This window comes from Streptomyces sp. NPDC048191, from assembly GCF_040652655.1.
Taxonomy (GTDB): domain Bacteria; phylum Actinomycetota; class Actinomycetes; order Streptomycetales; family Streptomycetaceae; genus Streptomyces.
In genome coordinates, this window is record NZ_JBEZMO010000005.1 from 227,984 (window position 1) to 250,846 (window position 22,863).

Annotated in this window: 21 protein-coding genes; 6 read left to right on the forward strand and 15 right to left on the reverse strand. The window is 73.0% G+C overall.

Annotated features, from left to right (window positions below; all coding sequences use genetic code 11):
- Positions 1-8: 8 nt before the first annotated feature.
- Complete coding sequence (locus tag AB0D93_RS11575; RefSeq protein ID WP_362116869.1) at positions 9-1,193, reverse strand: glutathionylspermidine synthase family protein; 1,185 nt, start codon at positions 1,191-1,193, stop codon at positions 9-11.
- Between the two features lie 12 nt (positions 1,194-1,205).
- The gene (locus AB0D93_RS11580) at positions 1,206-1,553 is read right to left on the reverse strand and encodes a hypothetical protein (protein ID WP_362116872.1); all 348 of its coding nucleotides are present in this window, start codon (positions 1,551-1,553) and stop codon (positions 1,206-1,208) included.
- Positions 1,554-1,679: 126 nt separating this feature from the next.
- Here AB0D93_RS11580 and AB0D93_RS11585 point away from each other — a divergent pair, with 126 nt between their 5' ends.
- Positions 1,680-2,510: a DMT family transporter gene (locus tag AB0D93_RS11585; RefSeq protein ID WP_362117257.1), complete on the forward strand. Its 831-nt coding sequence runs from the start codon at positions 1,680-1,682 to the stop codon at positions 2,508-2,510.
- Positions 2,511-2,532: 22 nt separating this feature from the next.
- Here the strand turns inward: AB0D93_RS11585 and AB0D93_RS11590 are convergent, their stop codons facing one another.
- A complete protein-coding gene (locus AB0D93_RS11590; protein WP_362116875.1) occupies positions 2,533-3,927 on the reverse strand; it encodes a PLP-dependent aminotransferase family protein in 1,395 nt (464 codons plus the stop codon).
- Positions 3,928-3,974: 47 nt separating this feature from the next.
- On the opposite strand from AB0D93_RS11590, the gene AB0D93_RS11595 reads away from it, so the two are divergent.
- From AB0D93_RS11595 to AB0D93_RS11605, 3 genes are read left to right on the forward strand one after another with little or no spacing between them, the layout of a single operon-like run.
- Positions 3,975-4,475: a carboxymuconolactone decarboxylase family protein gene (locus AB0D93_RS11595; protein WP_362116878.1), complete on the forward strand. Its 501-nt coding sequence runs from the start codon at positions 3,975-3,977 to the stop codon at positions 4,473-4,475.
- Positions 4,472-4,915 (forward strand): carboxymuconolactone decarboxylase family protein, encoded by a 444-nt coding sequence (locus tag AB0D93_RS11600; RefSeq protein WP_362116881.1) that lies wholly within the window; start codon positions 4,472-4,474, stop codon positions 4,913-4,915. Before AB0D93_RS11595 ends, AB0D93_RS11600 begins: the two co-directional genes overlap by 4 nt.
- Complete coding sequence (locus tag AB0D93_RS11605) at positions 4,912-5,631, forward strand: isocitrate lyase/phosphoenolpyruvate mutase family protein (protein WP_362116884.1); 720 nt, start codon at positions 4,912-4,914, stop codon at positions 5,629-5,631. Before AB0D93_RS11600 ends, AB0D93_RS11605 begins: the two co-directional genes overlap by 4 nt.
- A 9-nt stretch (positions 5,632-5,640) precedes the next feature.
- Here AB0D93_RS11605 and AB0D93_RS11610 read toward each other — a convergent pair whose 3' ends face one another.
- From AB0D93_RS11610 to AB0D93_RS11630, 5 genes are read right to left on the reverse strand one after another with little or no spacing between them, the layout of a single operon-like run.
- Positions 5,641-6,606 (reverse strand): ABC transporter substrate-binding protein, encoded by a 966-nt coding sequence (locus AB0D93_RS11610; RefSeq protein WP_362116887.1) that lies wholly within the window; start codon positions 6,604-6,606, stop codon positions 5,641-5,643.
- Between the two features lies 1 nt (position 6,607).
- Positions 6,608-8,542: an ABC transporter permease subunit gene (locus AB0D93_RS11615; protein WP_362116890.1), complete on the reverse strand. Its 1,935-nt coding sequence runs from the start codon at positions 8,540-8,542 to the stop codon at positions 6,608-6,610.
- On the reverse strand, positions 8,542-9,642 hold the full coding sequence (locus tag AB0D93_RS11620) for a glycine betaine/L-proline ABC transporter ATP-binding protein (RefSeq protein ID WP_362116893.1): 1,101 nt from the start codon (positions 9,640-9,642) through the stop codon (positions 8,542-8,544). Before AB0D93_RS11620 ends, AB0D93_RS11615 begins: the two co-directional genes overlap by 1 nt.
- Positions 9,642-11,174 carry a GMC oxidoreductase gene (locus AB0D93_RS11625; RefSeq protein WP_362116896.1) on the reverse strand — a complete coding sequence of 511 codons (1,533 nt, stop codon included), beginning with the start codon at positions 11,172-11,174 and terminating at the stop codon, positions 9,642-9,644. Before AB0D93_RS11625 ends, AB0D93_RS11620 begins: the two co-directional genes overlap by 1 nt.
- A gap of 55 nt (positions 11,175-11,229) precedes the next feature.
- Positions 11,230-12,750 carry an aldehyde dehydrogenase family protein gene (locus AB0D93_RS11630; protein WP_362116899.1) on the reverse strand — a complete coding sequence of 507 codons (1,521 nt, stop codon included), beginning with the start codon at positions 12,748-12,750 and terminating at the stop codon, positions 11,230-11,232.
- A 209-nt stretch (positions 12,751-12,959) separates the two neighbouring features.
- On the opposite strand from AB0D93_RS11630, the gene AB0D93_RS11635 reads away from it, so the two are divergent.
- Complete coding sequence (locus AB0D93_RS11635) at positions 12,960-13,883, forward strand: MarR family winged helix-turn-helix transcriptional regulator (RefSeq protein ID WP_362116902.1); 924 nt, start codon at positions 12,960-12,962, stop codon at positions 13,881-13,883.
- Here the strand turns inward: AB0D93_RS11635 and AB0D93_RS11640 are convergent.
- On the reverse strand, positions 13,860-14,786 hold the full coding sequence (locus tag AB0D93_RS11640) for a LysR family transcriptional regulator (RefSeq protein WP_362116905.1): 927 nt from the start codon (positions 14,784-14,786) through the stop codon (positions 13,860-13,862). The genes AB0D93_RS11635 and AB0D93_RS11640 overlap by 24 nt on opposite strands.
- Before the next feature lie 102 nt (positions 14,787-14,888).
- On the opposite strand from AB0D93_RS11640, the gene AB0D93_RS11645 reads away from it, so the two are divergent.
- Positions 14,889-16,337: an MFS transporter gene (locus AB0D93_RS11645; RefSeq protein WP_362116908.1), complete on the forward strand. Its 1,449-nt coding sequence runs from the start codon at positions 14,889-14,891 to the stop codon at positions 16,335-16,337.
- Between the two features lie 62 nt (positions 16,338-16,399).
- On the opposite strand, the gene AB0D93_RS11650 is transcribed toward AB0D93_RS11645, so the two are convergent.
- The 6 genes from AB0D93_RS11650 to AB0D93_RS11675 all read right to left on the reverse strand — a co-directional run bounded on the left by AB0D93_RS11650 (position 16,400) and on the right by AB0D93_RS11675 (position 22,731).
- The gene (locus AB0D93_RS11650) at positions 16,400-17,389 is read right to left on the reverse strand and encodes a malate dehydrogenase (RefSeq protein ID WP_362116911.1); all 990 of its coding nucleotides are present in this window, start codon (positions 17,387-17,389) and stop codon (positions 16,400-16,402) included.
- Positions 17,390-17,725: 336 nt separating this feature from the next.
- Positions 17,726-18,955 carry a DUF2690 domain-containing protein gene (locus tag AB0D93_RS11655; RefSeq protein ID WP_362116914.1) on the reverse strand — a complete coding sequence of 410 codons (1,230 nt, stop codon included), beginning with the start codon at positions 18,953-18,955 and terminating at the stop codon, positions 17,726-17,728.
- Between the two features lie 327 nt (positions 18,956-19,282).
- Positions 19,283-19,951, reverse strand: coding sequence for a response regulator transcription factor (locus tag AB0D93_RS11660; protein ID WP_362116917.1), 669 nt, complete (start codon positions 19,949-19,951; stop codon positions 19,283-19,285).
- Between the two features lie 43 nt (positions 19,952-19,994).
- Complete coding sequence (locus tag AB0D93_RS11665) at positions 19,995-21,200, reverse strand: sensor histidine kinase (protein WP_362116920.1); 1,206 nt, start codon at positions 21,198-21,200, stop codon at positions 19,995-19,997.
- 225 nt (positions 21,201-21,425) lie between these two features.
- Positions 21,426-21,887, reverse strand: a complete 462-nt coding sequence (locus AB0D93_RS11670) for a DUF3017 domain-containing protein (RefSeq protein WP_362116924.1) — start codon at positions 21,885-21,887, stop codon at positions 21,426-21,428.
- Positions 21,877-22,731: a bifunctional methylenetetrahydrofolate dehydrogenase/methenyltetrahydrofolate cyclohydrolase gene (locus tag AB0D93_RS11675; protein ID WP_362116927.1), complete on the reverse strand. Its 855-nt coding sequence runs from the start codon at positions 22,729-22,731 to the stop codon at positions 21,877-21,879. Before AB0D93_RS11675 ends, AB0D93_RS11670 begins: the two co-directional genes overlap by 11 nt.
- Positions 22,732-22,863: the final 132 nt, after the last annotated feature.

The following is a 22,863-nucleotide window of genomic DNA, read 5'->3' on the forward strand; positions in this document are numbered from 1 at the left end:
GGCAGGCCCTAGAGGATCACGTGCGGCAGGAAGCGGGCGTACTCGTCGGTGATCAGGCCCGTGGACTCGCGGATGCCCAGGCCCGCCGGCTCGTCCCGGACGACCCAGGCGCCGAGGACGACGTGGTTGCCGGCGAAGGCGGGCAGGGGCGCCAACTGCTGGTAGCAGCAGGGCTCGTCACGGAGTACGGCGGGCGCGCCGGGCTCGTGCACGGTGACGCCCTCGCCCTCCCGGCCGAGCAGGGGCTTGGCGACGTAGCCGGCCGTGGAGGCCAGCTCGCGGGGGCCGTCGAGGTAGGCGGGCAGGAGGTTGGGGTGGCCGGGGTACAGCTCCCACAGGATCGCCAGCAGGGCCTTGTTGCTCAGCAGCATCTTCCAGGCGGGTTCGATCCACAGGGTGCTGCCGCTGCCGCCGCCGTTGTCGAGGGTGTCCAGGACGTGCCCGCCGAAGGCGTCGGTGGTGAGCCACTCCCACGGGTAGAGCTTGAAGATGCCGCGGATGAAGCGGAGCCGGTTGTCGACGAAGCGGCCGGAGAGGGTGTCCCAGCCGATCTCCTCCATGGACAGCCAGTCGGTGTCGAGGCCGGCCTGTTCGGCGGTCTCCTTCAGATAGGCGACCGTCATCAGGTCCTCGCCGAGTTCGTCGGCCGAGGAGTGCGCGAAGTGCAGGGGGCTGCCAGGCGGGAGGAGCGCGGCCTGGGACCGCCAGGCCTCGACGAGGCGTTCGTGCAGGGAGTTCCACTGGTCGGCGCCGGGGAAGCGCTCCTCCATCCAGAACCACTGCGGTGAGGCGGCCTCCACCAGCGAGGTCGGGGTGTCGGCGTTGTATTCCAGCAGCTTGGCCGGGCCGATGCCGTCGTAGCGGAGGTCGAACCGGCCGTAGACGGAGGGGAGTTCGGCGCGGCGGCGCCAGGCCTCGGTGACCGCGGCGGCCACCCGCGGGTCGGTGATGCCGAGGTCGGCGAGGCGGTCCTCGGCCACGATGTGCCCGGCGGCCGCGAGGCACATCCGGTGCAGCTCCTCGACGGTCTCCTCCAGCGCCTCGATCTCCTCCAGGCCGAAGACGTAGTAGGCGCTCTCGTCCCAGTAGGGGCGCAGCGAGCCGTCCGGGTACCGGGTGAGGGGATAGACGAGCCCCTGTTCCTCGACGGTCTGCTGCCAGCCGGGGCGCGGGGTGGTGGTACGGCGTTCCATGCGGGTCTTCCATCACCCGCCGGAGCCGTGGTACCCGCCGCCGAAGCCGCCGCGGTGGACCCCGTGACCGCCGGAAGAGCCCGAGGAGCTGCGGTGGGGCCGGGTGAAGGAACCGTCGTCCACCCACGAGCCCTTCTTCTTGCCGCCGTAGTACCAGGAGCCGTTCACCGACGTCTTGAGGGACGTGGTCCTGCAGTTCTTGTCGGAGACGATTCTGTAGCCCTTGGCGAGGGTGTAGCTGTCGCGGTCGACGCAGCGCTTGTCCGGGTCGGACGAGCAGGCGGTCAGGGCGGCGGCCAGCACACCCATGCCGCCGAGGACGACCGTGCCGGAGCGCAGCCGCCGACGGGTGTCAGCCATGTTCGTGTCCCCCGTGTCCGTGTTCGAGTGGCTGATGTCGGCGGCCAGCCTAGAGAACGGTAAGAGCGCAGACCACAGGGGGTGGCCGGGTCAGCCGTCTCCTAGAGTCACTTTGTGTTCTTTGGAATGGTGTGCGCCCTCGGCGCGGCGGTCTGCTTCGGCACCGCGACGGTGTTGCAGGCGGTGGCGGCGCGGGAGGCCGGTACGGGCGGCGGGGGTGAGGCGGCGCTGCTGCTGCGGGCGCTGCGGCAGTGGCGGTACCTGGTCGGGCTCGCGCTGGACGGGCTGGGCTTCCTGTTCCAGATCGCGGCGCTGCGGTCCCTTCCGATCTACGCCGTCAGCGCGGCCCTGGCGGCGAGTCTGGCGGTGACCGCCGTGGTCGCGGCGCGGCTGCTGCGGGTGCGGCTGAGCGGCACGGAGTGGGGCGCGGTGGCCGTGGTGTGCGCCGGGCTCGCGATGCTGGGCCTGGCGTCCGGGCCGGAGGGCGACCAGGGCGGGTCGGACACGTTGCGGTACGTGATGCTCGCCGTGGCGGTCGGGATGCTGCTGCTCGCCCTGGCGGGCGGCCGGCTGTCCGGGCCGGGGCGGGCGCTGGCGCTCGGCCTCGGGGCGGGGTTCGGGTTCGGGGTGGTGGAGGTGTCGGTACGGCTGGTCGACAGCCTGGCGCCACTGGCTCTCCTGGCCAACCCGGCGACCTATGCGCTGCTGATCGGAGGAGGCGCCGCGTTCATGTTGCTGACGTCGGCCCTCCAGCGGGGCTCGGTCACCACCGCGACCGCCGGGATGGTGATCGGCGAGACGATCGGGCCGGCGGCGATCGGTGTGGTCTGGCTGGGCGACCGCACGCGCGAGGGGCTGACCTGGCTGGCGGTCCTCGGGTTCGCGGTGGCGGTGGCGGGGGCGCTGGCGCTCGCACGCTTCGGGGAGGCCCCGGTGGAGCAGGCGGGCGACGCCTGACGGGTGCGGGCTCCTGTGCCCCCTACGGCAACACCCGGCACAACGCCTCCAGCGCGCCCGCCCACGCGCTGTCCGGCGGGGTCGCGTAGCCCACGACCAGCGCGTCCAGCGGCTCGGCGACGGCCTGCGGATGCCGGTGGAAGGACAGGCCGTGCAGGGCCAGGCCCTGCCACGCCGCCGCCTGGACCACCGACCGCTCCATGCCCGGCGGCAGCAGCAGCACCGCGTGCAGTCCGGCGGCGATCCCGGTGACCGTCACCTCGGGCGCGCGGGCGGACACGGAGGCGGCGAGGGCGTCGCGGCGGCGCCGGTAGCGCAGCCGGCAGGAGCGGACGTGCCGGTCGTACGCACCGGAGGTGATGAACTCGGCGAGCGTGAGCTGCTCCAGCACCCCTACGGTGTCGGTGCCGCCCTTCGCCGCGGCCGCCGCCTCCGCCAGCGACGGGGGCAGCACCATCCACCCCAGGCGCAGTCCCGGCGCCAGGGACTTGCTGGCGGTGCCGAAGTAGACCACGCGGTCGGGGGCGAGGCCCTGGAGGGCGCCGACGGGCTGCCGGTCGTAGCGGAACTCGCCGTCGTAGTCGTCCTCCAGGACCAGCCCGCCGGTGCGCCGCGCCCAGTCCACGACGGCTGCCCGCCGGTCGGGATGCAGGGGTGTACCCATGGGGAACTGGTGGGCGGGGGTCAGGAGTACCGCACCGGCACCGTGCAACCCCCCGGTGTCCGTGCCGTGTTCGTCGAAGGGCAGCGCGGGGGTGGCGAGGCCCGCCTGCCGGAGCAGGCCCCAGTAGGTGTCGAGGCCGTAGGACTCGACCGCCACCGTGCGCACGCCGCGCGCCCCGAGCATCGCCGCGGTGATGCGCAGGGCGTGCGTGAAGCCGGAGGTGATCAGGACGGTCTCCGGGTCCGTCCGGACGCCGCGCACGCGCGCGAGGTAGCCGGCGAGGGCGGCGCGCAGTTCGGGGCGGCCGCGCGGGTCGCCGTAGCCGAGGGCGTCGTACGGGGCGGCGGCGAGGGCGCGGCGGGCTGCCTTGAGCCACTCGGTGCGCGGGAAGGCGGCCAGGTCCGGGATGCCGGGCAGGAGGCTGTGGGCGGGCCGCTCGGGTTCCCGGCGCCGGGGTGACGCACCCGTGCCGGGGAACGGCGCCGGCGCCCCCGCCGCCACCCGTGTCCCCGAGCCCTGCCGCGCGGTGAGCCAGCCCTCCGCCACCAGGTCGGCGTAGGCCTCGGCGACGGTGTTGCGGGCGATGCCCAGGTCGGTGGCGAGGGAGCGGGAGGAGGGCAGCCGGGTGCCGGGCGCGAGCCGGCCGGTGCGGACGGCGTCCCGCAGGGCATCGGTCAGGCCCCGGCGCAGCCCGCCGGCACCGGTCGGTTCGAGGTGCAGGTCTACACCCAGAGTGGCCCACGATTCCTCCATGGAAATGGACCATACTCCTGGGCTGCCTCGCTCCTAGGGTCGAGGGCATGAGAACCGCACAGGACAAGGTCGAGTACGCCACCGAGCAGGCCCCGCGCATGCAGTGGGCCCAGCACGCCCCCGAGGTCTACAAGGCGATGATCCGGCTCGACACCGCCGCCAAGCAGGGGCTGGACCCCAAGCTGTACGAGCTGGTGAAGATCCGCGCCTCGCAGATCAACCACTGCGCCTTCTGCCTCGACATGCACACCAAGGACGCGCTCGCGGCGGGGGAGAGCGTGGAGCGGGTCGTGCAGCTCAGCGCCTGGGAGGAGTCCCGGCACTTCTACACCCCGAAGGAACTGGCGGCGATCGAGCTGACCGAGGCGATCACGGTCCTGACGGACGGGTTCGTGCCGGACGAGGTGTACGAGCGGGCCGCCAAGCACTTCGAGGAGGCCGAGCTGGCTCAGCTGATCGCCGCGATCACGGTGATCAACGCCTGGAACCGGTTCGGGGTGACCACCCGGATGACCCCGGGCCACTACCAGCCGGGGCAGCACAAGTGAGCCGTACGCAACTGCTGGACCCGAGGGTCGGCCGGGCGATGTCCGCGCTCAGCGCGGCCGCCAAGCAGGGGCTCGGCGATCCGGTCCTCGCCGAACTGGTGATGATCCGCGCCTCGCAGATCAACCACTGCGCCTTCTGCCTCGACATGCACCTCCGGGCGGCCCGGAAGGACGGGGAGTCGGAGGACCGCCTCCAGCTCCTGGCCGCCTGGGAGGAGGCCGAGGACCTCTACAGCGAACGGGAGCGGGCCGCGCTCGCGCTGACCGAGGCGGTCACCGTGCTGACCGAGGGCTTTGTGCCCGACGCGGTGTACGACAGGGCCGCGGACCACTTCACCGAGGCCGAACTCGCCCATCTCATCGCCCTGATCACCGTCATCAACGGCTGGAACCGCCTGATGGTCAGCCGCCGAGTCCCGCCGGGAGGTTACCTGCCATGAGCAAGGCCGAGGTGTTACGCGCGCTGCACCGGGGGCGTGCCCCGGAGGAGCCGCTGGTGCTGCCGGGCCCCTGGGACGCGGCCTCCGCGCGGGCGTTCGCCGAGGCCGGGTTCCCGGCGCTGGCCACGCCGAGCGCGGGGGTGGCCGCGTCGCTCGGGTACGCGGACGGGGCGACCCCGGCCGACGAGATGTTCGCGGCCGTCGCCCGGATCGCCCGGGCGGTGGACGTGCCGGTGTCGGCGGACATCGAGAGCGGGTACGGGCTCGCGCCGAAGGAGATCGTGGAGCGGCTGCTGGAGGCCGGTGCGGTCGGCTGCAACCTGGAGGACTCGGACGGGGGCGTCCTCAGGGACCCGCGGGAGCAGGCCGAGTTCCTCGCCGAGGTGCGCTCGGCCGCCGCCGACCGGCTGTTCGTCAACGCCCGCGTGGATGTCTTCGTGCACGGCGACAAGGATCCCGAACGGGCCATCGAGCGGGCCGCGTTGTACGTGGCGGCGGGCGCGGACTGCGTCTATCCGATCCTCGCCCCCGTCGGTGTGCTGCCCCTGCTGCGGGCCGGGATCCAGGGCCCGGTCAACGTGCTGGCCCGCGCGGACGGCGAGGGCCCCTCGCTCACCGAACTCGGCGAACTCGGGGCCACGCGCATCACCTTCGGGCCGGGACTCCAGCGCAGGGCGACGGCCGCCCTGCGGGGGATCGCCGACTCGCTCGTGTGACGGGACGGTTCAGGACAGCCACCGCTTCCACACGTCTGGGTGGCTGTCCACCCACTTCTTCGCCGCGTCCTGGGGTGACATCTTCTGGTCGGCGATCATCAGGGAGACCTCGTTCTGGTCCTCGGTGGTCCACCTGAACTTCTTCAGGAAGGCCGCGGCCCTGCCCCCGGACTTCGCGAAGCCGGCGTTGAGGTACTTCTGCAGCGGGGTGTGCGGGTAGGAGCAGGCCACCTTCGCCGCGTCCGCGTCGCAGCCCTCCTTGTACGGCGGCAGCTTCACCTCCGTCATGGGGACCTTCTTGAACAGCCACTGGGGTGCGTACCAGTAGGTCAGGAAGGGCTTCTTCTCCTTGGCGAACTGTTTCATCTGGGTGATCTGGGCGGCCTCGGAGCCGGCGAAGACGACCTGGTAGTTCAGCTTCAGGTTCTTCACCAGCGCCTTGTCGTTGGTGACGTACGACGGGGAGCCGTCCATCAGCTGGCCCTTGCCGCCGCTCTCCGCGGTGCGGAAGAGGGGGGCGTACTTGTCGAGGTTCTTCCAGTTCGTGATGTCCGGGTGCTGCTGGGCCAGGTAGGTGGGCACGAACCAGCCGATGTGGCCGGTCACCCCGAGGTCGCCGGCGTGCGCGATCGTCTTCTTGTCCTCGACGTACCGCTTCTCCTGGTCCGGGTGGCCCCAGTCCTCCAGGATCGCGTCGACCCGGCCCTGGCTGAGCGCGTCCCACGCGGGCACCTCGTCGACCTGGACGGTGTCGACGCGGTAGCCCAGCTCGTGTTCCAGGAGGTACTGGGCCACGGCGACGTTGGACTGGGCGCCCACCCACGACTGCACGGACAGGGTCACGGACTTGGCGCCCCGGGCGTTCGCGAACGGGCTGGCCTGCTTGGTCATGTCGGCGGCGCCGCAGCCGGTGAGCAGCGACACGGTGGCCGCTCCGGCGGCGATCAGCGCCGTCCTGCGCTTGAGCTTCGTCATGTCACGCTCCCTTCTTCGCGCGTCGCTCGGTGGGCTGGGTCACCCGGTCGAGCATCAGGCCCAGGCAGACGATCGCGGCACCGGCGACCAGACCGGTCGCCAGGTCGCCCTGGGCGAGCCCGAAGGCGACGTTGTAGCCGAGGGCGCCGCCGCCGACCAGGCCGCCGATGATGACGACGGCGAGGACCAGGACCACGCCCTGGTTGACGGCGAGCAGCAACGACCTCTTGGCGAGCGGGAGTTGGACCTGCCACAGCTGCTGTCGGCCGGTCGCGCCGAGCGAGCGCGCCGACTCCAGCGCGGCCGGGTCGACCTGGCGCAGGCCCTGCGCGGTGATCCGGACGACGGCCGGGAGGGCGTAGACGACGGCCGCGGCGACGGCGGGGGCGCGGCCCACGCCGAACAGGGCGACGACCGGGATCAGGTACACGAACTGCGGCATGGTCTGGAACACGTCCAGGACCGGGCGCAGGGCGCGTTCGACGCGGTCGCTGCGGGCTGCGGCGATGCCGGTCGCGAACCCGAGGACCAGGGTGACGGCGACGGCGGCCAGCACCTGGGAGAGGGTGTCGAGGGCCGGCTCCCAGACGCCGAGCACGCCGATCGCGGCCATGGCGAGGACGGCGGTCAGGGCGGTGCGCCAGGTGCCGATCGACCAGGCCAGGGCGGCGACGATCAGCAGCACCGACCACCAGGGCAGCCACTGCAGGCCGCCGCGGACGGGGTCCAGGACCCAGGTGGTGAAGTGGCCGGCCCAGTCGGCCGTACCGCCGACGACGGGGACGCCGGAGTAGAGGTGGTTGGTCATCCAGTCGACGGCGCGGTTGACCGGTTCGGCGATGTTCAGCGTGGCGCCGGACGGCCAGTCGAGGCGGCCGAGCAGACGGCCGGCCAGGGCGACGGCCACGGTGACGGCCAGGGCGTACGGCCAGCCGATGGTCCGGGACCGGCCCTCGCCCGTCTCCCCGGCGCCGGCGGCTCCGGTGACGCGGTCCAGCACGATGGCGAGCAGCACGATCGGGATGCCGGCGGCGAGGGCCTGGCCGACGTCGACCGAGGCGAGCGCCTGGTAGACGCGGTCACCGAGGCCGCCGGCGCCGATGACGGACGCGATGACGGCCATGGACAGCGCCATCATGATCGTCTGGTTGAGACCGAGGAGGAGCTCCCCCCGGGCCAGCGGGATACGGGCGGTCAGCAGCCGCTGGCGGCGGGTCGCGCCGAGCGACTCCACGGCCTCCAGGACCTCGGGGTCGGCCCCGCGCAGGCCGAGCGCGGTGAGGCGGGCCATCGGCGGGGCGGCGTACACGACGGTGGCGAGGACGGCCGCGGGGACGCCGATGCCGAAGACCAGGACGACGGGGAGGAGGTAGGCGAACGCGGGAAGCACCTGCATGGTGTCCAGGACCGGGCGCAGGGCGCGGTCCAGGCGGTCGGAGAGGCCGGCGGCGAGGCCGAGCAGCGCGCCGACGATCACGGAGGCGAGGACCGCGACCACCATGAGCGCGAGGGTCTGCATGGTGGGGACCCACATGCCGAGCGCTCCGCAGGCCAGGAAGGCCATGGCCGTGCCGGCGGCCAGACGGACACCGGCGACGCGCCAGGCCACCAGGGCACCGAAGACCGTGACGCCGGTCCAGCCCGCGGCGAGCAGCGTGAGGTAGACGGCGCGTACGGAGAGGACGACCGCGTTGCTGATGTAGCCGAAGAAGTACAGGAACAGCGGGTGGCTGTCCCGGTTGTCGATCACCCAGTTGCTGGCGCCGGTGAGGGGCTTGTCCAGGCTGACGGTCAGGTGGTGGGGCCACGATCCGCCGTGCAGCAGGGGCAGCAGTACGGCGGTGACGAGCGCGAGCAGGAGCAGTTTCGCCGCGGTTCGGCTCCTCAGCAGGCGGAGGTTCGCACGGGAGGCGGCCGGGACGGTGAGCGTTGCCATCAGACGGCCTCCGGGCTGGTGCGGGGGCCGGGTACGCACACGTCGATGCCCGCCACGACGTCCAGCAGCAGCTCGTGGTCCACGGTTCCGATGCAGCTGCCGTCCTCCACCACGCAGGCCGGTGTGCCGGTCTCGGCCACCGTCCTGATCGCGTCCGCGACGACCGCGTCCGGCGTCAGCGCCCCCGGGTGCTCCCGGCCGCCGCAGTCGCCCGGCTTCATGGCCGTGCGCACGGTCATCACCTGCTCGCGCGGAACGTCCCGGACGAACTCGCGGACGTAGTCGTCGGCCGGGGAACCGACGATCTCCTCCGGGGTGCCCAGCTGGACGACCCGGCCGTCGCGCATCAGGGCGATGCGGTCGCCGAGCTTCAGGGCCTCGCTGAGGTCATGGGTGATGAACACCATCGTGCGGCCCTCCTCGCGGTGCAGGCGGACCACCTCGTCCTGCATGTCGCGCCGGATGAGCGGGTCGAGGGCGCTGAACGGCTCGTCGAAGAGCAGGACCTCGGGGTCCACGGCCAGGGCGCGGGCCAGCCCCACGCGCTGGCGCTGGCCGCCGGAGAGCTGGCCGGGGCGGCGGTGCTCCATGCCTTCGAGTCCGACCTTGGCGACGACCTCGGCGGCCCGCTCGCGCCGCTCGGCCTTGCCGACGCCCTGGATCTCCAGGCCGTAGGCCACGTTGTCGAGGACCGTGCGGTGCGGCAGCAGGCCGAAGTGCTGGAAGACCATGGCGGCGCGGTGCCGGCGCAGTTCGCGCAGGCGGCCCTTGTCCATGGCGCGGACGTCCTCGCCGTCGATGGCGATCGTGCCGGCCGTGGGCTCGATCAGGCGGGTCAGGCAGCGTACGAGGGTGGACTTGCCGGAGCCGGACAGGCCCATGACGACGAAGACCTCGCCCTTGCGGACGTCGAAGGAGACGTCACGGACGGCCGCCGTACAGCCCGTGCGGGCGCGCAGCTCGGCGGGTTCGAGCGCGGCGAGTTCGGCGTCGGCGGGAATCCGCTCCGGCTTGGAGCCGAAGACCTTCCACAGGCCGGACACCGAGAAGACCGGCGTGTCGGTGGTGGGCGGCTTGCGTGTGGGGACTGTGAGCGCCATCAGGCGTCACCTCCGATCAGGTCGACTGCCTTCTCCCCGACCATGAGCACCCCGATCATCGGGTTCACGGCGGGCATGGTCGGGAAGACGGACGCATCGGCGATGCGGATGCCGTCCAGCCCGCGAATCTTCAACTCCGGGTCCACCACCGCGAGTTCGTCGTCGGCGGCACCCATCTTGCAGGTGCCGGCGGGGTGGTAGACGGTGTGCGCGACCTTGCGGGCGTACTCGCTCAGCTCGGCGTCGCCGAGGATCTCCGGGCCGGGGCAGACCTCGCGCTTGAGCCAGCCGGCGAGCGGCTCGGCCTTGGCGATCTCGCGGGCGATGCGGATGCCGTCGACGAGCGTGCGGCCGTCGTAGTCGTCCTCGTCGGTGAAGTACCGGAAGTCCAGGGCGGGCTTCACGGACGGGTCGGCGCTGGTGAGGTAGAGGCGGCCGCGGGACCTCGGCTTGGGGATGTTCGGGGTCATCGAGACGCCGTACCGCGGGCGTTCGTAGCCGAGGCGCTCGGGGTTGTCCGTGAACGGGATCTGGTAGAAGTGGAACATCAGGTCCGGGCCCGCGTGTCCGGGGTCGCGACGCACGAACAGGCCCGCGTCGGAGTCCATCGCGGAGTTCTCCGGGATGGGCCCGTGGGTCTCCCAGACGATGACCGACTCGGGGTGGTCCAGCAGGTTCTCGCCGACGCCGGGCAGGTCGCGGACGACGGGGATGCCGAGCGCTTCGAGGTCCTCGCGCGGGCCGATGCCCGAGTGCAGCAGCAGGCGCGGGGAGTCGACGGCGCCGGCGCAGAGGACGACCTCGCCCCGAGCGCGGATCAGCAGTTCCTCGCCGTCCTTGGTGCGCACGTGCACGCCCTCGGCGCGGGTGCCGTCCAGCTCCAGCCGGTGGGCCCAGGTCTCCAGCAGGACGGTCAGGTTGGGCCGCTCGTCCATCACCGGGTGCAGGTACGCCACGGAGGCGGAGGACCGCTTGTTGTTCTCGGGGTGGTAGGCGAGGTCGAAGAAGCCGACGCCCTCGGTGAACGGCTTGCGGTTGAAGCCCTCGACGCGGGGTACCCCGAGTGCGGCCTGGGCGGCGTCGACGAAGTCCCGGGCGATGGCGTTCCGGTCCTTCTCGTCGACGGAGACGATGTTGTTCTTCAGGCGGGCGAAGTAGGCCTCCATGGGGACGGCGCCCCAGCCCTTGGCGCCGGCCTCCTCCCACTCGTCCCAGTCGGAGGGCAGCGGCTTGAAGGAGATGAGGGTGTTGTGGGAGGAGCAGCCGCCGAGGACGCGGGCGCGGCTGTGCCGGATGTGGGAGTTGCCGCGGGGCTGCTCCACCGTGGGGTAGTCGTAGTCGAGTTCGCCGCCGAGCAGGCCCATCCAGCGGCGCAGGGTGAGGACGTCGTCGCGGCCGACGTCGCTCGGGCCGCCCTCGATGAGGGCGACGGTGACGTCGGGGTTCTCGGTGAGGCGGGAGGCGATGACGGAGCCTGCGGTGCCGCCGCCGATGACGACGTAGTCGTAGACGTGGGGGGTGGACTCGGGCATGGGGGTACTACTCCAGGGATGTCGAAAGAGGTCGGACTCGTCCGGTTCCGTCGGTTCAGCCGGCGAACCAGCGCACCGGCTTCGGCGCGAGGTTCTGGTAGACGTGCTTGGTCTCCCGGTACTCGGCGAGTCCGGCGGGCCCCAGCTCGCGGCCGGTGCCGCTCCTGCCGAAGCCGCCCCATTCCGCCTGCGGCAGGTAGGGGTGGAAGTCGTTGATCCAGACGGTGCCGTGGCGCAGCCGGCCGGCGACGCGCCGGGCCCGGCCCGCGTCCGCGGTCCAGACGGCGCCGGCGAGGCCGTACTCGGTGTCGTTGGCGAGGAACACGGCCTCGTCCTCCGTGCGGAAGGTCTCGACGGTGAGGACCGGACCGAAGACCTCCTCGCGTACGACGGTCATCTCGCGGTGGCAGGCGTCGAGGACGGTCGGCTCGTAGAAGTAGCCGGTCGCCGGGCGGTCCGCGGAGGGCTCCGGGCGCTTGCCGCCGCAGCGCAGCACCGCGCCCTCCTCCAGGGCGCCGGCGACATGGGCCTCGACCTTGGCGCGCTGCTGCTCGGAGACGAGCGGGCCGCACTCGGCGCCGTCCGCCGTACCGCGCCCGAGCCTGATCTTCCGGGCCCGGTCGGCGAGTTCGGTGACGAAGCGGTCCCGGACCGACTCCTCGACGATGAGCCGCGCGCCGGCCGAGCAGACCTGGCCGCTGTGGATGAAGGCTGCGTTGAGGGCCTGGTCGACGGCGGTGTCGAAGCCCTCCCCGGTGGCGCAGGCGTCCGCGAAGACGACGTTGGGGTTCTTGCCGCCGAGTTCGAGGGCGACCTTCTTCACGGTCGGGGCGGCGGCCTGGGCGACCTTGGTGCCGCTGACCAGGCCGCCGGTGAAGGAGACCAGGTCGACGTCGGGGTGCTCGGCGAGCCGGGCGCCGACGGTGTGGCCGGGGCCGGTGACGAGGTTCGCCACACCGGCGGGGAGCCCGGCCTCGGCGAGGAGGGCGATGAGCGCGACGGTGGTCATCGGGGTGATCTCGCTGGGCTTGATCACGAAGGTGTTGCCGGCGGCGAGCGCCGGGGCGATCTTCCAACTGGCCTGGAGGAGCGGGTAGTTCCAGGGGGTGATCAGCGCGCAGACACCGACCGGCTCGTGGACGACGACGCTGTGGACGTCGGGCGTGCCCGCGTCCACGACCCGGCCGGGCGCCTCGGCGGCGACCAGGTCGGCGAAGTAGCGGAAGGCGTCGGCGACACAGTCGATGTCGATCCGGCCCTCCTCGACGGTCTTGCCCGCGTCCCGGCTCTCCAGCAGGCCCAGTTCCTCGCGGTCCCGCACGAGGAGGTCGGCGACGCGGCGCAGCAGTGCGGCACGCTCGGCGACCGGGGTGTGCGGCCAGGTGCCGTGGTCGAAGGCCTGCCGGGCCGCGGCCACCGCGCGCTCGGCGTCCTTCTCGTCGCCCTCGGCGACCACGGCGAACGGCCGGGCGTCCGCGGGGTCGAGGATCTCGCGCGTCGCGCCGGAGACCGCCCCGAGCCACTCGCCGCCCGCGTGGATGGTCGCCCGGACCTGTCGTTCCGTTCTGTCCGCCATGATCGGTGCTGCCTTCCGTTCCTGTTCCCTGTCCCTGTGTCACACGCGTGGCACCCTCGGGGACCGTCGCCGCCTGCCCAGGCCCTCCGCCCCGCATGCGCAATCCAGGGGCGAAAGTGCGCCGCGTCACTGAAAATGCGCCCGAAAACGGACAAAAGACGGCCGTTGCTGTCGTGGACGCGCCGAAGGTCTCTGACTACAGTCAAAGAATGGAAGCCTTTGACCGGAGTCAAAGAGAACCCGTGCCGGCGGCGGACGTGGCCGCCTTCCGCCGTTTCAACCGCTACTTCACCCGCCGGATCGGCGCCCTGGACGACCACTACCTCGGTCAGGACCGGCCGCTCGGCGAGGCCCGGCTGCTGTTCGAGATCGGCGACGGCGCCCCGCTGCGGGAGCTGCGCGGGCGGCTCGGTCTGGACGCCGGATACCTCAGCCGGATGACCAGGGCCCTGGAGGCCCAGGGCATGGTCCGGCTCACGGTGCCCGCGCACGACAACCGGCTGCGGACGGTCGAGCTGACCCCCGACGGCCGGGAGGAGGTCGCCGAGCAGCACCGCCGGTCCGACGCCCTCGTCGCCGGCCTCCTCGACGGCCTCGACCCCGCCCAGCGGGCCGAGCTCACCGGGGCCATGGCGACCGCGCAGCGGCTGCTGCGGCTGGCCGGGATCACCGTCGAGACGGTCGACGGCGCCTCGCCGGACGCCCGGGCCTGCCTGGACGCCTACGCCGCGGACCTCGACACGCGCTTCCCCGAGGGCTTCGACCCGGCGACGCTGGTCCGGCCGGAGGAGGTCACCGGGGACGCCGGCGCCTTCCTGGTGGCCTACGAGGAGCGGCGGCCGGTGGGCTGCGGCGCCCTGAGGCGGCTGGAGCCCGGCGTGGGCGAGATCCGGCACGTGTGGGTGTGTCCCGGGGCCCGGCGGCTGGGGCTCGCGCGGCGGCTGCTGGCGGGACTGGAGCGGGAGGCCCTCGCGCGCGGGCTGACGGTCGTACGACTGGACACGCACGCCGTCCTCACCGAGGCGCAGGCGATGTACCGAGCGTGCGGGTACACCGGGATCCCGCGCTACGACGACAACGTCTACGCCGCCCACTGGTTCGAGAAGCGGCTACTCCCCGAGGACGGCGCCTGACGCCCCGGACATCAACTCCCGTACGCAGTCGCGCAGCCAGGCGTGCGCGGGGTCGGCGTCGTGCCGGGGGTGCCAGGCGAAGCCCACCTCGACCGCGGGGAGCCGCAGCGGGACCTCGAAGGTGGCCAGGCCGAGGGAGGCGGCCATCGCGCGGCCGTACGAGGTGATCAGCCCGATCAGGTCGGTCTCGCGCAGCACGAACAGCGAAGCCGGGTAGGTACCGACGCTGCCCACCACCCGGCGGGTCAGGCCGAGTTCGGCCAGCGCGTCGTCGACCGGCCCGCGCTGCCTGCCGCGCCGGGAGACGATGAGGTGCCCCGCGGCCCCGGCGAACCGCTCGGGCGTCACCTCCCCGTCGAGCAGCGGGTGTCCGGCCCGTACGACACCCAGCATGCGCTCCTCGTACACCGTCTCCACATGCACCTCGGGCGCGGTCGTGTCGATCACCCCGACCTCCAGGTCGGCGGTGCCCTGGCGCAGCAGCGGCGCGTCCACGTGACTCTCGGACAGGAAGCGCAGGCGGATGCCGGGGGCCTCACGGGCGGCGCGGGCGAAGAGGGCGGCGCCGTGGGTGGCGGCGAGGGCGTCGTGGCCGAGGATCGTGAACGTGCGGGTGACGGTCCGCAGGTCGGCGTCCCGGCCCGGCGCGAACAGGGCCCGGGCCCGTTCCACCACCGCGCTCACCTCGGCCCGCACGGCCAGCGCGTGCGGAGTGGGCACCATCCGGCGGCCGGCGCGCACCAGGACCGGATCGCCGAGCGCCTTGCGGATCCGGCCGAGGGTGCGGCTCATGGCGGGCTCGGACAGGTGCAGGCGGTGGGCAGCGCCCCGCACGCTCTCCTCCTCCAGCAGCACGTCCAGCGCGACCAGCAGGTTCAGGTCCAGCCCGATGGATTGCGTCATGTGCAGGTATTCCTTGCAAAGGTTGCACTGGAAAGCAGGTCACCGGCGAGCCTACGGTGAGTGCGCATCCCACACCAGTCACCGAAGCTCCCGGGAGGAGCCGTGCCCGCGCACGCCCTGAAACGCCCCGCCCTGCTCACGCTGTGCGCCTGTGTCCTTCTCGCGCAGAGCATGGTCGCCGCCATCAACCTCCTCATCCCGCAGCTGAGTTCGTCCGCGCTGCACCCCTCGCACACCGAGATCCTGTGGACGGTCGACGCCTACGTCATCGTCTTCGCGGGCCTGCTCGTCCCGGCCGGCGCGCTCGGCGACCGGTACGGCCGCAAGGGCGCCCTGCTCGCCGGGCTCGCCCTGTTCGCGGCGGGCGCCGGTACCAGCGCGCTCGCCTCCGGCCCGGCCGCGCTGATAGCGGGGCGGGGCCTGTCCGGCGCCGGAGCCGCGCTGATCACCCCGGCCACCCTCTCGATCCTGATGCAGCTGTCCGCACCCGAGCGCCGGGCCCGGTCGATGGGCGCCTGGACGCTGTCGATCGGCCTGGGCGGCGCCGCGGGCAACCTGGGCGGCGGTCTGGCGGGCCAGTTCCTCAGCTGGCGCGCCCTGTTCGCGGTCATGGTCCCGCTCGCCGCGGTCCTCGCCGCGGCGGTCCGGGTCACGGTCCCGCGCACCGCCCGCTCCGCCCGGAGCAACCCCGACCCGCTCGGCACCCTGCTGCTCACCGCGGGCCTGGTCGCCGTCCTGTTCGGCATCATCGAGGGCCCGGCGTACGGCTGGACCTCCGCCCGGATCCTCGGTGCCTTCGCGGCGGGCGCGCTGCTGATCGCGGCCTTCTCCCTGCACGCCCTTCGCTCGGCGGCGCCCCTCTTCGACCCGCGGGTCTTCGCCTCGTCCCGGTTGCGGTCGGCCTCGCTCGGCACGGCCACCGCGTTCTTCGGCCTGTTCTCCCTGTTCTTCGTCAACTCGCAGTACCTGCAGGGCGTAAAGGGGTTCGGCCCCGCCATCACAGGGGTGGCGATCATGCCCCTGGTCTTCGGTATGGCCCTGGCCCAGAAGCTGGCCACCCGCTGGGCCGGTCATCCGCGCGCGGTCATCGGGTCCGGTCTGGCCCTCATCGGCCTCGGCCTGCTCGGCGCGTCCACGGCCGACGCGGGCACTCCCTACGCGGTGTTCGCCTGCTGGCTGCTGGTCATCTCGGCCGGCGCCGGGCTGTCCATGCCGGCCCTGACCCTCGGCGTGGTCACCTCACTCCCGGCCCACCAGGCGGGCCTGGGCTCCGGCCTCGGCACGACCGCGCGGGAGACGGGGGCGGCCCTGGGCGTCGCCGTCACCGGTACCGTCCTGTCCTCCCACACCGACCTGCTCCACGGCATGGGCCCGGCGCTGCGGACGGTAGGGGTGGTGGTGCTGGTGGCCACGGCGCTGGTGACCGCCGGGAACGGAAGGCGCCCCAAGGGGGCGCGGGACTCCGCTGGATGTGCGGTTACCGCCGCGCGGGCGCGAGCGACCCCGACGGACCGGCACCCGGCAACGGCGCCGCAGCGCCACGGCGGTTAGGGCCTGGCCGAAGACACACGTGGGCCCCGCTCCGAAAGAGACCGGAGCGGGGCCCGAGCGGTTCAGATCAGGCCGAGGCCGCGAACCGCCTCGCGCTCCTCCGCCAGCTCCTTCACCGACGCGTCGATGCGAGCGCGCGAGAACTCGTTGATGTCCAGGCCCTGGACGATCTCGTACTTGCCGTCCCTGGTGGTGACCGGGAAGGAGGAGATCAGGCCCTCCGGGACGCCGTAGGAGCCGTCCGACGGGATGCCCATGGACGTCCAGTCGCCCTCGGCCGTGCCGTTGACCCAGGTGTACACGTGGTCGATGGCGGCGTTGGCGGCGGAGGCGGCCGACGAGGCGCCACGGGCCTCGATGATCGCGGCACCGCGCTTGGCGACGGTCGGGATGAAGTCCTCGGCCAGCCACTTCTCGTCGTTCACGACCTCGGCGGCGTTCTTGCCGGCGACCGTGGCGTGGAAGATGTCCGGGTACTGGGTGGCGGAGTGGTTGCCCCAGATCGTCAGGCGCTTGATGTCGGCGACCGTCGAACCCGTCTTCTTGGCGAGCTGGGTCAGCGCGCGGTTGTGGTCCAGGCGGGTCATCGCGGTGAAGCGCTCGGCCGGGACGTCCGGCGCGGCGGCCTGCGCGATGAGCGCGTTGGTGTTGGCCGGGTTGCCCACGACCAGGACCTTGATGTCGTCCGCGGCATGGTCGTTGATGGCCTTGCCCTGCGGCTTGAAGATGCCGCCGTTGGCCTCCAGCAGGTCGCCGCGCTCCATGCCCTTGGTGCGCGGGCGGGCGCCCACCAGCAGGGCTACGTTGGCGCCGTCGAAGGCGACGTTCGGGTCGTCCGTGATGTCGATGCCCTGCAGCAGCGGGAAGGCGCAGTCGTCCAGCTCCATCGCCGTGCCCTCGGCGGCCTTGAGCGCGGGGGTGATCTCCAGGAGGCGCAGCTTGACCGGCACGTCCGCGCCGAGCAGCTGGCCGGAGGCGATGCGGAAGAGCAGGGCGTAACCGATCTGGCCGGCCGCGCCGGTGACGGTGACGTTCACGGGAGTGCGGGTCATGGCGTTCTCCGTATGACAGCTGGCGGTGGGGCGTCCCTGCCCCGGGCGGATGATCGATCTCTTGGCGTCAAGAGATCGATCCAGCGGTCAGGCTATCGCGCATCCGGCATGCGAGACGCTCGGGGCCGTGTGGCTCACCCCACAAGTCGGACACATGTCGAAAGAAGGGGCGGCCGCCCGTCCGGGAGAGGGGGAGAGGACGGAGGCGGCCGCCATGTGGGGGTACCGGTTTGCCGGACTCCCGTGGGGGTATTCGACGCGTGCCCAGGATCCGCGGGGGCATGCGCGCCGCCCCGGAATTTCCTTCTGCCGTTTTTCCGGGCCCGGTACCGCGGGCTACTTTGTGCACCCCGTGCGGCCGGACGCCAGCGTCGCGCAGGCCTTGGCCTGTGCCACGTCCTTCACGGAGACCATCGGGGTGTAGGCGATGGTGTCGCCGGCGCCGCTGGTCTCGCCGCTCTGCCGTGCCGTCCCGGCGGAGACCTCGACCCGGTCGCCCTGGGCGGCGCCGGTGATCCGGCCCCAGGCGGTGCCGCAGGCCTTGCTGTAACGGACCTCCAGGGTGGTGGTGCCGACGGTGGCGCTCCTGGCCGTGGTCACCAGGTCACCGCTGCACCCCATGGCCTCGGCGTCCTTGCCGTCGCAGGCGGAACCGGTGCACTTGACCCCGGGCGGCGGGCTCGCGTGCCTCGTCGCGGAGGGGGACGGCCGGGCGCTGCCCTCGTGCTTCGCGCGGCCCCGGTCGGTGAGGAAGAAGACGACCGCGATGACGACGAGCACGCCGACCAGCCCCGACAGGAACATGATCACCCGCTGCCGTCCGGCACTTCCCCGCGCCGGGCGGGTCACCGATGGCTGCCCGTCGTACGGGTTCGGGGTGCCCGGCGTCCGCGCCGGGCCGCCGGCAGCGGCCTCGGGCCCCGCGCCGTCCGCGGCGCCGGCACCCGCGCCTGCCGCCGTGCCGGGGCGGGCGCTCGCCCGGGACGGCCCCTGGTACCCGGCCACGCCCCAGGAGTTGACGTCCGGGGTCCCCTCGCGTCCGGCACCGTCAGGGTCGGCCGGGCCGCTGCCCGCTCCCTCGCGGGCGTCGGCGTCGGGAGCCGTCGGCTGGGGCGGAATCGTCGGGGAGACGCCGGCCGGACCGGCGATCCCCGTGGCCGCGCCGACGCCGTTGACCCTGCTGCCGGACGAGGCGCCGGACGGTCCCCCGGTCGCCTCCGCCGCCCCGAACTCCCCGAGAGCGGCGCGCGCCTGGGAGATGCGGATGGCCTCCATGGTGCGGTCGTGCCGCATCTCCGCCCGGCTCCAGGCGCGTTCGGCCAGCTCCCACATCGTGGTGAGGTGCACCGGGTTGGTGCCGGTGACCTCGGCGAGCGCGACGACCGCGCCCTTGGGCGCGAGGAGCCGGCCGCCCAGGTAACGCTCCCAGGACGTCTTGCTGTAGCCCGTGCGGTCGGCGAGCGCCGCGACACTCAGGCCGCTGCGGTCCACCAGCCGCCGCACCTGGCTGGTGAACTCCTTGATCTGCGGATCCAGCTCCTCCGGCAGATCCTTCCAACGAGGCATCGCTTCCCCCCTTGCCTTCGCCCCGACATGTCCCCGTCCTGGCTACCCACAAGGATGCGCTGCCGCCGGATCCCAGTTCCCGGAGTGGGGGCGCACGGGAGCACCGCTCCCGTCGGTCATGCGCCAACTTATCCCGAACTGTCGAGACATCGACACGGTGGGGACACATGTGGCACTGCGTGGACACGGTAGCGGAACCGTCACTTCCGTGCCACAGCGCACGGACAGGCGTTGAACAGGCAGTTCCCGGCGGGACAGGCTGAGTTGCGACGGCGGCCCGCCCCTCATCGGGGGAGGGGGCGGGCCGCCGTCGCGCCGTGCGCGCGGTCAGCCGCCCGGGGTCACCAGCCCCGTCTCGTAGGCCAGCACGACCGCCTGGGCGCGGCTGCCGAGGTCGAGCTTGCTCATCGTGCGGTTGAGATGGGTCTTGACGGTCGCCTCGCTGATGTACAGGCGGTCGGCGATCTCCAGGTTGGACAGCCCGCGGGCGGTGAGCCTGAGGACCTCCGTCTCACGGGAGGTGAGCACCCCGAGGTCGGGCGGGGCCGCGTCGGCGGAGGCGGGGGCCTGCCGCCGGGCGAAGGCCTCCACCAGACGGCGGGTGACGCTGGGCGCGAACAGCGCGTCGCCGCCCTCCACCGCGGTGACGGCGGCGAGCAGCCGCTCGGGCCCCGAGTCCTTCAGCAGGAACCCGCAGGCCCCGGCACGCAGCGCCCCGTACACGTACTCGTCGAGGTCGAAGGTGGTCAGCACCAGGACCCGGGGCGGGCGCCCGTCGGCCTCGGCGAGGATCCGTTCGGTGGCCTCGATGCCGTTGACCCCGGGCATCCGGATGTCCATGAGGATCACGTCGGCGCGGGTCTCGGCGGCGAGCCGTACGGCCTCCTCGCCGTCCGCCGCCTCGCCGGCCACCTCGAAGCCGGGCGCGGCCTCCAGCAGGCCGACGAGCCCGGCACGGATGAGGAACTGGTCGTCGACGACGAGCACTCTGATCATGTCGAACGGTCGCCCCCCGTCGTATGCCGCCTACCGCTCCTGCCTACCGCTCCGCCTCCGGACGGTCCTCCGGCGAACCCCCCGGCAGGTCCTCCGGCGGGTCGTTGCGGCCGCGTCCGGCGGCCGACGTGGGCAGGGTCAGCAGGACCTCGTAGCCGCCCTCGGAGCGTGGGCCGACCGTGATCGTCCCGCCGTAGAGCTTGGCCCTCTCGCGCATGCCGATCAAGCCGTGTCCACCTCCCGCGGGCACTCTGGCCTGATTCACCCCCCGTCCGTCGTCGGTGACCCGGACCGTCAGTTCGTGGGTGCCGTAGTGCAGTTCCACGCGCGCGTGGGCCGGGCCCGCGTGCTTGAGGGCGTTTGTGAGGGCCTCCTGGACGACGCGGTAGGCGCACAGTTCGACGCCGGGCGGGAGCGGGCGCTCGGTACCCGCCACGGCGAGGTCCGCGGGCAGCCCGCCGGCCCGGACCCGGTCCAGGAGGTCGCCGAGCCGGGCGAGCGTGGGCATGGGAGCCCGCCCGGGCGCCTCGGGGTCCTCCTCGCGCAGCACCCGCAGCATGCGGCGCAGCTCCTCCAGGGCCTCGCCGCTGGTGTCCGCGATGGTGCCGAGCGCGCCGCGCGCCCGGTCCGGGCGGGAGTCGAAGACGAACCGGGCGAGACCGGCCTGCACCGAGATCACCGACATGTGGTGGGCGACCACGTCGTGCAACTCCCGGGCGATCCGGCCGCGTTCCTCCGCGACCGCGCGCCGGGCCCGCTCGGTCTGCTCGGCGCGCAGCCGCCGGGTCAGTTCGGCCGAGCGCTGGGCCAGATGCCCGAACCACACCAGCACCGAGCAGTACAACAGCGCCTGGCCGAGCACGGAGGCCATGGACGGGGTGTGGCTGACCACCCCGGCGTACGCCCACATCCCGGTCATGCAGGCCGCGCAGACCAGGGCGGTGCGCACCCGGCGGACGGAGGCCACGGTGTACAGCGCGAGCATGGAGCCGAAGGTGCACACCACCGGCCAGTAGCCGAGGGTGACGTACACGAGCGCGGCGGCCTGGACGACGGCGAAGACCGCGAGGGGCCACCGGCCGCGCAGGGCGACCGGCAGGTGGGCGAGGGCGACCAGGACATAGGCGCGGCCGTCGAGGTCCGGCCAGCCCTGTGACCGCGACTCCCGCCCGAGCAGGACGGCGACCACGGCCATGGCGACCGCGATCAGCGTGTCCACGATGATCGGGCGGAGGGGCGTCGGTCGCATCGCCGCAGGGTAACGCCCGCGGCCGGACCCGGAAGTCAACCCCGCGCGGTACCGCGGAAGTTGCAGACCCCGGCCGGCTACCGCCCGGGGTGGTACGGGAGTTCGGCCCCTGGGCGGAGGCGGGGCCGGCGGGGCGGCCGTAACGTCGGGGGGAGGGGGATGCGCCGGTGGCCCGCGTCCCCGGGGGAGGCGCGGGCCACCGGCGGCGCACCGGGCGCCCCGGCGCTACTTGTTGCTGAGCGTGACGTGCAGCAGGTCCTTCAGGAACGGTATCTGCAGCCACGGATCCGGCTGGGCCATCATCGCCAGCAGGACGATGGCCAGGCCGAGGACGCCGTAGGTGGCGATGTCCGTGAAGCGGGAGCGTACGGCGAGCATGCCGACGCCCGGCAGTATCCAGCGCATGACCGCCCCGGCCAGCAGGGCCGCTCCGATCAGCAGGGTGCCGAAGCGGAACACGTCGAGCGCGGTCAGCAGCAGGCCGAGCGCGACCCCGCCGAGCACCACGAGCAGGGGCCACTGCCGCGCGGGGGCCGGGGCGTCACCGGGCGCGGCGCGGCCCCCGCCCTCCGGTCGCGCGGTGTCCCTGGTGATCCGCGGGAAACGGCGGGTGGTCCGCCGGGGGGCTTCCCCGGCGCTGTGCGTGGCGCGGGTGACCGCCCCCGCGCGGGCGTCCTCAGCCGGCACTGCGCTCCGCCGCCTCGACCACGTTGACCAGCAGCTGCGCCCGCGTCATCGGGCCGACACCGCCGGGGTTCGGAGAGATCCAGCCGGCCACCTCGGTCACGTCCGGGTGCACGTCGCCGAGGATCTTGCCCTCGGCGTTGCGGGAGACACCGACGTCCAGGACGGCGGCGCCCGGCTTGACGTCCTCGGCGCGGATCAGGTGCGGGGAGCCGGCCGCCGCGATGATGATGTCGGCCCGCTTCAGGTGGGCGGACAGATCGCGGGTGCCGGTGTGGCACTGGGTGACGGTGGCGTTCTCGCTGCGCCGGGTGAGCAGCAGCGGCATCGGCCGCCCGATGGTGACACCGCGGCCGACGACCACGACCTCGGCGCCCTTGATCTCCACGCCGTGGGCGCGCAGCAGCGACAGGATGCCGTTCGGGGTGCAGGGCAGCGGCGCGGGCTCGTTCAGCACCAGCCGGCCCAGGTTCATCGGGTGCAGGCCGTCGGCGTCCTTGGCCGGGTCCATCAGCTCCAGGATGCGGTTCTCGTCGATGCCCTTGGGCAACGGCAGCTGGACGATGTAGCCGGTGCAGGCCGGGTCCTCGTTCAGCTCCCGGACGACCGCCTCGATCTCCTCCTGGGTGGCGGTGCCCGGCAGCTCGCGCTGGATGGAGGCGAGGCCGACCTGCGCACAGTCGCGGTGCTTGCCGGCGACGTACTTCTGACTGCCGGGGTCGTCCCCGACCAGGATCGTGCCGAGGCCGGGCGTGACGCCCTTCTCCTTCAGCGCCGCCACGCGGGCGGTCAGATCGGACTTGATCGCGGCTGCGGTGGCCTTGCCATCGAGAATCTGGGCGGTCATGCCCCCATCCTCGCGGATGACCCGGCCCCGGTTCCAATCCGGGTGCCCCACGGCACGCTGTCGATCTGTCACAGCATGATCAGCGATGTTGCACTTGCACAACACCTCACGATTCCGGCTGGACAAGTAAGA